The sequence below is a fragment of the Citrobacter sp. C1 genome (assembly GCF_014596895.2).
GTDB classification, from domain to species: domain Bacteria; phylum Pseudomonadota; class Gammaproteobacteria; order Enterobacterales; family Enterobacteriaceae; genus Citrobacter; species Citrobacter gillenii.
This window is the reverse complement of sequence record NZ_CP115035.1, coordinates 3,067,671-3,080,445: the sequence shown is the minus strand read 5'-3', so window position 1 is coordinate 3,080,445 and position 12,775 is coordinate 3,067,671. Positions and strand designations below refer to the sequence as shown.

Annotated in this window: 10 protein-coding genes; 8 read left to right on the top strand and 2 right to left on the bottom strand. The window is 47.0% G+C overall.

Going from position 1 to position 12,775, the window contains the following annotated elements:
• Positions 1 to 462: 462 nt before the first annotated feature.
• The 3 genes from IB214_RS15035 to IB214_RS15025 all read left to right on the top strand — a co-directional run bounded on the left by IB214_RS15035 (position 463) and on the right by IB214_RS15025 (position 2,506).
• Complete coding sequence (locus IB214_RS15035) at positions 463 to 1,542, top strand: alpha/beta hydrolase (protein WP_117341856.1); 1,080 nt, start codon at positions 463 to 465, stop codon at positions 1,540 to 1,542.
• A gap of 193 nt (positions 1,543 to 1,735) precedes the next feature.
• Positions 1,736 to 1,990 (top strand): YdgH/BhsA/McbA-like domain containing protein, encoded by a 255-nt coding sequence (locus IB214_RS15030; protein WP_117341857.1) that lies wholly within the window; start codon positions 1,736 to 1,738, stop codon positions 1,988 to 1,990.
• A gap of 141 nt (positions 1,991 to 2,131) precedes the next feature.
• A complete protein-coding gene (locus tag IB214_RS15025; RefSeq protein ID WP_117341858.1) occupies positions 2,132 to 2,506 on the top strand; it encodes a helix-turn-helix domain-containing protein in 375 nt (124 codons plus the stop codon).
• Positions 2,507 to 2,713: 207 nt separating this feature from the next.
• Here IB214_RS15025 and IB214_RS15020 read toward each other — a convergent pair whose 3' ends face one another.
• Positions 2,714 to 4,102 (bottom strand): heavy metal sensor histidine kinase, encoded by a 1,389-nt coding sequence (locus IB214_RS15020; protein ID WP_117341859.1) that lies wholly within the window; start codon positions 4,100 to 4,102, stop codon positions 2,714 to 2,716.
• 19 nt (positions 4,103 to 4,121) lie between these two features.
• Positions 4,122 to 4,808 carry a heavy metal response regulator transcription factor gene (locus IB214_RS15015; RefSeq protein WP_117341860.1) on the bottom strand — a complete coding sequence of 229 codons (687 nt, stop codon included), beginning with the start codon at positions 4,806 to 4,808 and terminating at the stop codon, positions 4,122 to 4,124.
• A 508-nt stretch (positions 4,809 to 5,316) separates the two neighbouring features.
• On the opposite strand from IB214_RS15015, the gene IB214_RS15010 reads away from it, so the two are divergent.
• The 5 genes from IB214_RS15010 (at position 5,317) to IB214_RS14990 (ending at position 12,537) form a co-directional block, all read left to right on the top strand.
• Positions 5,317 to 6,054, top strand: a complete 738-nt coding sequence (locus tag IB214_RS15010; protein ID WP_223240193.1) for an NAD(P)H-dependent oxidoreductase — start codon at positions 5,317 to 5,319, stop codon at positions 6,052 to 6,054.
• 119 nt (positions 6,055 to 6,173) lie between these two features.
• On the top strand, positions 6,174 to 7,241 hold the full coding sequence (locus tag IB214_RS15005; protein ID WP_117341861.1) for an alpha/beta hydrolase: 1,068 nt from the start codon (positions 6,174 to 6,176) through the stop codon (positions 7,239 to 7,241).
• A 329-nt stretch (positions 7,242 to 7,570) separates the two neighbouring features.
• Positions 7,571 to 7,819, top strand: coding sequence for a YdgH/BhsA/McbA-like domain containing protein (locus tag IB214_RS15000; RefSeq protein ID WP_117341862.1), 249 nt, complete (start codon positions 7,571 to 7,573; stop codon positions 7,817 to 7,819).
• A 388-nt stretch (positions 7,820 to 8,207) separates the two neighbouring features.
• Positions 8,208 to 9,416 (top strand): efflux RND transporter periplasmic adaptor subunit, encoded by a 1,209-nt coding sequence (locus tag IB214_RS14995; protein WP_117341863.1) that lies wholly within the window; start codon positions 8,208 to 8,210, stop codon positions 9,414 to 9,416.
• Complete coding sequence (locus IB214_RS14990) at positions 9,409 to 12,537, top strand: efflux RND transporter permease subunit (protein ID WP_117341864.1); 3,129 nt, start codon at positions 9,409 to 9,411, stop codon at positions 12,535 to 12,537. The genes IB214_RS14995 and IB214_RS14990 overlap by 8 nt, the downstream gene beginning before the upstream one ends.
• The last annotated feature ends 238 nt before the right edge of the window (positions 12,538 to 12,775 follow it).

Sequence of the window (12,775 nt, the reverse complement as noted above, 5' to 3'; positions counted from 1 at the left end):
TTGCTTCATTATTATTGGATTTTCATTGGCGTATTTTATTTTAATTATATGCTTTTCATATGGCCGAATATTTTGGTATTCGGTCTTTTTTCATTTTTTGAATATTTCAGGATAAGAAAAACTTATACTTTTTCAGGCGAAAACAGTGTCGATTAAACGCATTAGTGTTTGATTTTCTATGGGCAATCATTTATTTGTGCATTTTACCTGATTTTTGGTTGAGGATATCAACTTAGATGTCTTAGGCTCGCACGAGAAATAAAATTGTTGAATTTAATTCGAAACTGTCAAAAATGTTATCTGCGCGTCACGTTGAGGACAGGTGGGGGGGGTATAATAATAGAATTACGTTGTAATAAATACGGACGGCATTAGATTAATTTAGAGTGGTCAATGTATATTAGCGCATTATCGAAGGGGTTTAGTCTAATCAGACTAAATAATGAGTAACAGGAGCCAGGAATGAGTAGTCAGAATGATATTACCCTCAGGAAAGAGGGTGGCTCGGCATACAGTCGACGCTCTCTTTTAAAGTCCAGTGCATCATTAGCCGCTCTCCCTCTTTTGGCGATGGCGTCGTCAAGTGTGCTCGCCGCCGGAAGTCAACAAATAACGGGCCAAAATGTGCTTAGTACGGACGACGAGAAAACTGAGGCATTCATCAAGAGCATGGCAGACCTCATGGCTCATTCAACTCGTACGCCGATTCTCAGGTGGCCGAATGAATACAATATGGAATATGAGGAAATTTTCTTCCCTGCTATGGATGGCGTAACGATTGAAGGATGGTTCATTCCTGCCAATTCGGACAAATTGCTTATTATGAATCATCCCATGCCGTGCAACCGATATGGTTACCCTGGGCATATGGATCCGTGGAAGAATTTTGGCGGCTTTGAAGTAAACTTTTTACCTGAATACAAGATATTACATGATGCTGGCTACAACATTATTACCTACGACATGCGTAACCATGGGCGTAGTGGTACAGGCAGCGGCGGTATTGTTGGCCATGGCGTGCTTGAATATCGCGATGTGATCGGATCGCTTCGCTACGCTAAATCCCGGTCTGATACCAAGGACATGAAGACAGCTCTCTATAGCAGATGCCTCGGAGCTAACTCAACAATTGTGGGAATGCACAAACACCCCGAGGAGTTTAAACAAATCAAAGCAATGATTGCCTTGCAACCTTCGTTACCTGCAGTTTTCGTGGCAAAGGCAGTCGAAAACCTAAAAATTACAGATGGATACGAAAGGCTTGACGCAGCATTTTACAAAAAAACCGGTTACCATCTTGTGCAAGTCTTTCCAATGGAATATGCAAAATCTGTCACAGTTCCAACTCTGGTAGCACAAGTTCGTCGTGACTTTACGACGAAGGTATCGAGTGTGCAGGAAATCTATGATCTGATGTCATCCAGTGACAAGAAAATGTTTTGGATCGAAGGTACGGATCAACGTTTCGAGGGCTACAACTATTTTGGCAGAAATCCTCAACTCGTGCTCGACTGGTTTTCAAGCCATATGGACGCCGTCTGACAGGCTCGGATCCCGCTTTTTAACGCAAGTTCAGTTCAACGTTTCTCTGTTAATTGAGTCTGGTACTTATGGCGGTGCTACCATGAGTACACATAATGCAGGAAGGACAAAAGTCTGAAAGATGGGTTTTAGTATTTAAAAATCGAAATAGTTAATTCAGTTAATTCAATATATTTATGAACAGAGGTATCAAATGAGTATTAGTAAATTGGCTGTGGCGTTTCTAATTCTTGCTGGTAGTTGTCAAAATGTTATTGCTGCTGATTTAAAACAGTCCTGTGAAGGGAAACAGCGTATCGGCGTAGTATCCGCGCAGGGGGCAACGACTCTTTCCACACTCGAAAATGTACTTTCACAAAAAGCATCGAAGGCAGGAGCCGAGTGTTACAAGATTATCGCAGCAGGGGGGAATAATAGGCTGTCTGGTGTGGCGGTCATTTATAAGTAATGCATTACCTTTTTTTAAAAATTTGAAAATGTCAGTCATTCTCCAATTTTTACCCTGGTTTATTATTTTGGGGAATGCTGTGCCATCCATATCTTTAAACCTTTTCCTGATGGTAATTAAAAGGGGGGATTCGAGGAAGTTATGGCTAAAAAAAATGATGTTGTTCACGTCGAGATCATTACGGATATATTGACATGGATCGATATTAATATCTGCGTACCTTTAAAAATAAATGATGTGGCAGAAAAGGCTGGTTATTCAAAGTGGCATTTCCAACGAATTTTTCATCGGGTAACTCAGCGAACGCTTGCTAATTATATCAGGGATCGTAAGCTTGAGTTAGCTGCATGGGATTTAAGTAATACAAATGATGATATTTCTTATATATCATATAAATATGGATTTGATTCACAACAGTCTTTTACCCGAACTTTTTCGAGGAAATATAATATACCTCCATCGGCATATCGAAAATATAATCTTTCCAGATCAATTCCTGAAGAAATTTCAATTTGACTCATACTGTAATGAGGTGCATACAGATCTCCTGGCTGACAAAATAGTCTTGAACAGCATAATGTAGCCAAGTATGCCTGGGAGTAGGGTATGATGCATCGACTTCGCCGCCTGGGAACTCAATACCTTCCACACGTTATTGAAATTTTTCTTCGAAGTCAGAATGTTGTCGGTTTTTGTATCGCGGTTCTGTATCCGGCGTGTTTTTTATGATGGTATATTATCCTTTGGCGAAACTCTAAGAGTGAAACCAAAGGTGTTAATGCCCTTTTCACTTCTTGCGAATACCTCCCCCCCGTGCATAATCGCAATTGCTTTAACGATAGCAAGTCCTAGGCCGTGGTGCATATCACTGTCTTTGCGTGAAGCATCAACGCGATAGAAACGTTCGAAGAGACGGGAAAGATGCCTGGTGGCAATCGTATCCCCGACATTCATGACGGCGACATGAACAAAACCATATTGGGCATTTATACTTACAGTGACGGTGGTGGAGGGAATCGCGTGACGCGCACTATTTTCAAGCAGATTGGCCAAGGCGCGATGAAAAAGGCGGCGGTCGACAATGGTTTGCACGTTACCTACAATATCCAGCTTAAGTTCGCGATCATGGAATGATGGTTCTACATATTCAGCCGTTTTCAGGGCTTCTTCCCGAAGAGATGTATTACTCAGTTCAGCCGCGCTTTTCCCAGCCTGCGCATGGGATAGGAACAACATATCATTTACAATTGACGTCATGCGAGCCAGTTCTTCAAGGTTAGATTGTAGTAGTTCCTCCAGTTCATGGACACTGCGTTCACGTGCAAGAGCTAGTTGAGTCTGGCCAAGTAGGTTGGTGAGAGGTGTGCGTAACTCATGTGCAACATCGGCATTGAAACTCTCTAATTGCTGCCAGGCGATTTCCTGACGTTCGAGTACGCCATTAAAAGCATAAGCAAGAGACTGTAACTCTGAGGGAAGCGCCGATGAATTAAGCCGCTGACCTACATTCCCTGGAATCAGAAAGTTTGCCTGCCTGCTCAGATCACGGACGGGACTCATGCCGATGCGAGATATGGCATAACTCAATATTGCCACCAAAATCAATCCCGCTAATGAGATCAAAATAAGTGCGTGGGAGAATTCGCTCAGTGTACTGAAGTAAGGTGTTGAATCGATTGCGACGACAAAACGAATCTCTGGGCGATTGCCAAGAGACTTCAATGTTTCCACATATAAATAAAGCGGGCAATGCTTCTCTTCGCCTGGCATGGTCGAAAAACCATCCTTTAAACGTTCACTTCTTAAATCAGCCAGTAAAGAACCTCCGATTTGGTAATGACTATCGTCACTTATAATCGAATATTTAACCTTATGTCCTTCATTATCGCTGAGTGTCTTAAGTTTTTCTTGAATTAAGTGCCAGTTCGCCTGCGATCCCTGAGTCTCAATATAGGGTGCTACAAGAGAGTTTCGAAATAGCAATTCATTATGCATTTGATTTTCAAGTGAGGAAGAAAGCGAAGCTCTTTGAAAAAGTGCAAGAGTAGATAATATTATCACCATTAGTAAAACAAACATTAGCGCTAAACGGCTTGAAATAGAATGTTTCATCGGATTTTAAACCTTGAGCTTAATTGCGATATGTCCGTTTCTCTAACACATATCCCATTCCGCGGACGGTGTGAAGAAGTTTGATGGTATAGGGGGTATCAATCTTAGTTCTCAGCCTTTTGATGGCAACTTCTACCACGTTGGCATCGCTATCAAAATTCATGTCCCATACCTGTTCTGCGATCATCATTTTTGAAAGGATTTCTCCATGGTGGCGAGCCAGTAAGCTTAAAAGCGCAAATTCTTTAGCAGTCAGATCGATGCGATCATCGCCACGTACTACCCTGCGTGCTAAAAGATCTATATGAAGGTCGTCAATATCAAACTGTGCAGTGTCACCATTTTCGTTTGCGCGACGCCGTACTAAAACTTGAATCCTTGCAACCAGTTCAATCAGGGAAAAAGGTTTCGGCAAATAGTCATCAGCACCACGACGCAATCCCTTGACTCGCTCATCTACAGAGCTGCGCGCTGACAGCATTAGCACGGGCGTTTTTTTAATGGCACGAAGTCCTTCTAAAACACCGTATCCATCAAGATCAGGAAGCATCACATCTAAAATAATAGCATCATAGTCATATTCGACAGCAAGATAGAGGCCTTGTTTCCCATTGGGTGCCACGTCAACAGTATAGCTCATTTCACATAGAGCACGGCTAATGTAAGAAGAGGTTTTCTCTTCATCCTCAACCAACAATAATCTCATGGTGACCTCCGTTATTCAGGGGTTGTTGTTTACAACAATACTAGTCAGTATATTAACTGGGTTTAAGCATTAAAATAAAAGAGAACGATATCTCGTTGTCTATTAAATTTATATAACTGACTCTAAGTGAAAAATTAAGTCATCACTTTTTAAAGTCTACCATCTTACGATACGGTATTGCTGCTACTAAAACTAAAGTTGTTTAATTAGGCAATAAATTTATCATATCAGGCAAGTTATAATTTGATACAAAGAGACATATTAGTCATTTGAAAAATGGGATTTTTTTTCCTTTACCCTTTTGAAGGGAAAATCCAGGTTGCCGGGGCACATAATGGTGATCTGATGCGTAAAGTCTCACTCTTCTCACTGAGGCCACTGGGTTATTGCAGAAAGAGGATATAGCCGGTGGTGTCGTTTACATGGATGACATACATCCATCCACCCAAGATATGACGGTTCATGCCTGCGTACTGGGTTTAACTAATTCTTTACTGGAGCATTTCGCATGACTAAATCACCCATTGAGCAAAATGAAGCGAATGATGTAGCAGGGTTGGATCGCCGGGAATTTATCAAAGTCGGTTTGGTTATGACAGCGGCAGCTTTATCGCCGGGGAGCGCAGCAGGTACAGCAATTGGTACCGCAAACATTGACATTAAGAGAATTCTCGTTATCAACGCGCACCAAAAATATCCGGGCATCAGTGAGGGAAGACTTAATCGTTCATTGGTTAATTTAATTAAAGAAGAAATGGTGAAGAAAGGTTATGAGGTCCAGGAAACAAATATCGAGCAAGGTTATAATGTTAACGACGAAGTCAAAAAGCATATTTGGGCAGATATCATTATAACCCAGTCTCCGGTCTTTTGGTTCGGAATGCCTTGGATCTACAAAAAATATGTTGATGAAGTTTTTACTGCCGGGATGCTACAGAAAAGTTTTATATCAGGAGATGGGAGGATCGCCGATGACTCTAGCCGACAGTACGGTTCGGGCGGAAAATTACAGGGTAAGAAATACGTGCTGTCTTTGACAATGAATAGTCCAAAACAGGCGTTTGATGACAAAAATCAAAAGCTGCATGCAGGTTTATCCGTTGACGACGTGTTTCATTCAACAACGGCTGTTTATAAATTCTGTGGCGTTGATGTTCTACCGATATTTGGGTCTTACGATGTAATACAGTCCCCGCAGGTGAATAATGACATGGAGCGCCTAAAAAAGTACCTAGCTTATCTATAATAGACTATATGGGAATTGCTGCTTATCAGATTATTTATTTGATTATAAGAAAGTAAACTTTGAAATCGAATTAACTGACGGCTTGTAAACGTGGTCGTCCCGAATTATAGGTGAGTAATATGATAGAGCTGACACGTCGTAAATTAGTCCTTGGTACTCTGAGTACGATACTGTTAACTACAGTGTCACGAAGCTTTGCTGCTGAGATGGTTTCTGCAATCGGTAAGGCAGATTTTATGAGTCATGTCGATCCAGAACTGCGAGCCGCAGCGATGGAGCTCATGCCGCTGACAGAAACGTTATCCAAAATGTCGACGTCAACGCTCGGCCAAATTAGGGCATCTCTGGATAAATTGTCGCCAGCTCAGGATCCATCAGTAAAGGTTACTAAACGTATTGTGCCGGGAATTCGCAATCAGCCCGAAGTGGTGGTTTATGTCATCAATGATAAGCCTGGCACTCGCCGACCGGCTATATTACACACCCATGGCGGGGGATTTGTCCTAGGTACAGTTGCACAAGATGTGCATCGATTGCAGGCGATGTCGATTGCTCTTGATTGTGTGATCGTTTCAGTCGAATACAGACTGGCCCCGGAGGTTACCTATGTGGGTTCTGTTGAAGACAACTATGCTGCGCTTAAGTGGGTGTTCGATAATGCGGATGTGTTGGGTGTCGATACCCGTAAGGTGGCCGTAATGGGCGAAAGTGCGGGCGGTGGTCATGCTGCGCTGCTCGCCATCAAAGCCCGCGATCGTGGAGAGTTTCCATTAGCATTTCAGCTACTCGTCTATCCAATGCTGGATGATCGGACTGGAAGTGTCGGTAAGGTACCCTCTCACATCGGTCGCATCATCTGGACCCCGGCGGCAAACAGATTTGGCTGGGCTTCTTTTCTCGGCGTTCAACCGGGCACTGCGACAGTTCCCCGCGCTGCAGTTCCTGCACGAACTGATGATTTCACCCGCCTGCCTCCCGCTTATATATGTGTAGGTTCGGTCGATCTTTTTGTTGAGGAAAACATCAGTTATGCGGGCAAATTGATAGACGCCGGTGTGCCAGCAGAGCTATTGGTCGTCCCCGGCGGGTTTCATGGCTTCGATTTAAGTTCACCCGAAGCGCATATTGTAAAAACTTTTAATAACGCTAAATTGGCGGCTTTGCGTAAAGCATTCTCGATAGCTTAGCGACACGCTTAACGTCAGTCGAACTGAAGTTCACCCAGGGAGTGTCGTATCTTGCGGCATACTCTCGATTAAACCGGGATATGCTCTCTTGTCAGACTTCATTATTGATAAAAATCCCAGTTAGGAAAAGTAAATTAGTGTCAGGGAATTATGAGTCTGTTCTCGATAAGTGCTCTTTCTGGAAAATAAAAAACCAAATCTGCCCTGTTAATATCTATTCTGACAAAAATGTTATCGTGACGTCATGCTGAAGTCAGGTGTCGGGAGTTAATATGTTTATTACCGGGATTACTCTTGCCCGGCATACTTAAACAAGGTGGGTAACGATAATGATTAAGATATCAATGATGGTATTAATGCTTTCTACAGTAGCAACAAACAGTTTTGCTGCCAATAAAGTGAACAATTTTGAAGGATCAAATCGAATTGGAGTCGTATCCGCTAGCGGTGCTACAACGCTTTCTGAGCTGGAAAGTAAGTTGTCAGAAAAAGCAGTACAAGCCGGTGGGGGGTCTTACAAAATTATTTCTGCCGGAGGTGCAAACAAGTTACATGGAGTAGCATTGGTTTATAAATGATGGCTCTTGTAAAGTATGTGCAGGGCGATATTAATCGGCCCTGTACATATAGCTAGAATGACTTTCACATTGAATTTAGTGGGGGGGGGTAATACATTTAATATTGTAAAGGGAGATGTTATGCCAGATTCTTGCGCAATGTTTTCCTGGATTAAGGTTCTATTAATTTCACCGATCATGCTCTTTTGGATAATGATATTATTAATCATATCAGTGCAGTGTCATTACTGAACGTTGCGTTCATAAACAATAAGTCTGGCAGTAATAAACTCATGATAGTCCTTAGCTGAGATTAAAACTATCTGCGCATCATGTTGAGATAAGTAACTGTCCCTTAAAGGGGCCACTATCAATGTGGCCGCTCCAGCACGAAGAGGAATAAGTCATCATGAACCTTAAAATCGTCTTATTCATCGGCGGCGCGATGGTTGGTGTTATCGGGTTACCGATATTCCTGAGTAATGCTAACAATAATAACCGGAGCGTGGCCACTTTGCCGCTGATGCCCGAAGTCGGGGTAGTCACTCTTAAGACCAGATCTGTCACGTTGACCACAGAACTGCCTGGACGCACTGCTGCATTTCGTTCGGCCGATGTGCGACCGCAGGTCAGCGGTATCCTGCAGCATCGTCTGTTCACCGAGGGCGACGTCGTCCGGGCCGGTCAGCCGCTCTATCAGGTCGACGCAGCGCTGTACCGTGTTGACTATAATCGCAGCACTGCGGCGCTGGCACGTGCTAAAGCACAATGGCGCGCTGCGTCACAACTGGTGCAGCGTTATCGCCCGCTGGCGGAGCGCAACGTCATCAGTCGCCAGGCCTATGATGATGCCCTTGCGACCATGGACCAGACTGATGCCGATGTAAAATCAGCTGAGGCGGTGCTTGAAGGGGCGCGTATCAACCTGGTGTATACCAAAGTATTGTCGCCCATCGACGGTATTATCGGACGCTCTTCGGTAACTGAAGGGGCATTGCTCACTGCGCAGCAGGCGCTGGCTATTGCGTCAGTTCAGCAGATTGATCCGATGTATGTCGACGTCACCCAGTCCAGCGTACAACTGCTGCGTTTGCAAAAAAGCCTGGCGGAAGGCGTGTTCAAGCGCGGTGATGGCGAGGTCAGCGCAGAGGTTACGCTGACGCTGGAAGACGGTAGCCGGTATGAGCAGACTGGCAAACTGCAGTTCGCTGATATTACCGTGGATCAAACGACAGGCTCCATGCTACTGCGCGCGGTGTTCCCCAATCCTGACCGAAAACTGCTGCCCGGCATGTTCGTGCGTGCGCGGCTGGTGGATGGAGTAGCACGTGACGGCTTATTGGTTCCGCAGCGCGGCATTACCCGCGACCCGCGTGGCGAGCCCACGGCGTTGGTGGTGAACGGTAACAATCAGGTGGAACTACGCGTGCTCAAGACCGACCGAACCGTTGGTGACCAGTGGCTGGTCACCAACGGTTTGGCGGAGGGAGATCAGGTGATTGTGGAGGGAGTACAGCAGGTTCGCCCAGGCGTCAGGGTTAATGCCAGGGAATGGGGCAGCCCCAATGGCTCCCATGCTGACCGCAGCATAGACGAGAAGGTAATGCCCCATGGCTAGATTTTTTATCGATCGACCGGTTTTTGCGTGGGTCATTGCCATTGTTATGATGCTGTGCGGCGCATTGTCGATAGCCAGTCTGCCAGTGGCCCAGTACCCGAGTATTGCCCCTCCTGCCATTGGCATCCAGGTCAACTATCCCGGGGCATCGGCGAAAACGCTGCAGGATACGGTGGTGCAGGTTATCGAGCAGCAGATGAATGGCTTGGACCAACTGCAGTATATCTCTTCCGAGAGTAATGCCGATGGCAATATGACGATCACCCTGACCTTTGCACAAGGAACTGACCCCGACACGGCGCAGGTGCAGGTGCAAAACAAGCTATCGCTGGTGCAGCCGCTGCTGCCGAGAGAGGTGCAGCAGCAGGGGATACATGTTACCAAGGCGACGGCCAATTTCATGATGGTACTGGGGTTTATCTCCACTGACGGCTCAATGAACCGGGCCGATATTGCGGATTACGTGGCGTCGTTCGTACAGGATACAATAAGCCGTACCCCGGGGGTGGGGGATTTTCAGCTCTTCGGCGCGCCTTATGCCATGCGCATTTGGCTTGACCCGGACAAACTGTTGAATTATAGCCTGACCGTCACCGATGTTTCGGCGGCGATCGAGGAACAAAACGTCGAGATTTCCTCCGGACAACTCGGCGGTTTGCCTGCTGAGAACGGACAAGAACTTAACGCCACCGTGATAGGGCCATCGCGCCTGCAAACGCCGGAAGAGTTTGGACGAATTTTGCTCAAGAGCAATCAGAACGGCTCCCGCGTGCTGCTGGCCGACGTTGCAACTATCGAGCTGGGCGCGCAGAACTACGCAATTGATAGTTGGTATAATGGTCAGACCGCGGTCGGTCTTGCCATCCGTCTGGCCACCGATGCGAACGCGCTGGAAACCGCCGCCGCAGTGCGCGCCACAGTTGACACGCTCAGGCCATTTTTTCCACCTGGGCTGGAGGTTGTCTATCCGTACGACACCTCTCCGTTTGTGCTCCTGTCGATCAAAAGTGTTGTGCAAACCCTGTTCGAGGCGATCGTTCTGGTGTTTCTGGTAATGTGGTTGTTTCTGCAAAATATTCGCGCCACGCTTATCCCAACGCTGGCCGTGCCTGTGGTACTGCTTGGCACCTTCGGCGTGCTGGCGGCCTTCGGTTATTCCATCAATACGTTGACCATGTTTGGTATGGTTCTGGCAATCGGGCTGTTAGTTGATGACGCCATTGTTGTGGTGGAAAACGTCGATCGCATCATGCGCGAGGAGGGACTGTCGCCCAAACAGGCCACCCGCAAATCGATGGATCAAATTACCAGCGCACTGATCGGCATTGTCTTAGTGCTATCGGCGGTGTTTGTACCCATGGCTTTTTTTGGCGGCTCCACCGGGGTTATCTACAGGCAATTTTCTATTACCATTGTTTCGTCGATGGTGCTCTCAGTGCTGGTGGCCAACGTCTTTACCCCGGCCTTGTGCGCAACGTTGCTTAAACCAGCGGCGTTTGGTGAGCATGCCGCTAAACAGGGATTTTTTGGCGGCTTCAATCACCATTTTGACCGTGCCAGCCGAGTCTATGTGGGCATCGTGACGCGTGGCCTCGGACGGCCCAGACGCCTGATTATTATCTACCTGGCGCTGGTGGTTGCTGCCGGCTGGCTGTATACCCGTATCCCGACCTCGTTTCTGCCGGAGGAGGACCAAGGTTTGCTGTTCGCCCAGATCCTTGCTCCGGCCGGTGCCACGGCACAGCGGACCCAGGAAACACTCGATCGTGCTACTCGCTATCTACTTGAGGAAGAACAGGACAGTGTCAGGTCAGTGTTCGGCATTTCCGGCTTCAACTTTGGTGGCCGGGGCCAGAACGCCGCACTGATGTTTATCCGACTGCATGACTGGAGTGACCGTGCCAAAGCTGAGCAGAAGGTTGCGGCCTTAGCTGTCCGACTGAACGCCCGCTTTGCGCGGGACTTCCGCGATACACGCATTATCGTGGTATCCCCACCTGCCGTGCGGGAACTTGGCAATGTTTCGGGATTTAATTTCCAGTTGATGGATCGTGCCGGACTAGGCCATGCCCAACTGCTGGCTGCCCGCGATCATTTCCTGGCCGAGGCGCGGCAAAGCCCCCTGTTGACCAACGTTCGGTCAAACGGCCTCGAGGACGCGTCGCAATACCAACTGCTGATCGATCGTGAAAAAGCGCGGGTGTTGGGGGTATCCATCGCCGAAGCCAACCGTACCCTGTCGGTTGCCTGGGGTTCGTCTTACGTGAACGATTTTATCGATCGCGATCGCGTCAAGCGCGTCTATATTCAGGGCGCTGCGTCGTCGCGTATGCAACCACAGGACCTGGATAAATGGTATGTGCGCAACGCTGCCGGGGGGATGGTGCCGTTCTCGGCCTTTGCCTCGGCGCAGTGGAGCTTCGGTGCGCAAAAGCTGAACCGCTATAACGGTGTGCCTTCATTTAATCTGCAGGGGGGAGCCGCTACAGGATACAGTTCCGGTGACGCCATGGCAGAAATGGAGCGTATCGCAGCCGCTATGCCTGAGGGGATTGGTTTTGAATGGACCGGACTGTCATTTGAGGAGCGGCTTTCCGGCGCTCAGGCTCCTGCGCTGTATATTATTTCGCTGATCGTAGTATTCCTTTGTTTGGCGGCCCTGTATGAAAGTTGGAGCATTCCGACGGCAGTGATGATGGTCGTCCCCCTTGGGGTGATAGGCGCGCTGTCGGCCACGCTGCTGCGGGGTCTGTCCAACGATGCCTATTTCCAGGTAGGGTTGCTGACCACTGTTGGCCTGGCGGCCAAGAACGCTATCCTCATCGTGGAGTTTGCCAAGACGTCTTTTGAATCCGGTGCATCCCCTGTTGAGGCCGCCATCCATGCCGCCCGGCAACGGTTAAGGCCGATCCTGATGACCTCATTGGCATTTATTCTGGGCGTAGTGCCGCTGGTGATTGCTAACGGTGCCGGAGCAGCCAGCCAGAACGCTATTGGAACCGGCGTTCTGGGCGGCATGTTGACCAGTACTTTCCTGGCGATATTTTTTGTGCCGGCTTTTTTTGTCTTCATGCTGCAATTATTCAAAGTGCAACGCACAGGCGAACGGCAAGATAAATAAGATTTTTCGATAGGAGAGTGTGAATAATCTTTTTAGTGATTTCGACCGTATTTCTTATGGGGATGTTTGTATGTTTCTATTTTTTTACTCATCTTATTCTTATCAAGCTTTGAATATTAACTTGATATGATTTTTTCAATTCAACTTAAGAAAAACAACCTGGAGATAATCACTTTAGGCAAAATTAGCATCAAAACAGGCAATGTTTTTTTCAAGCGAGGGGGCAATAATGAAGCTT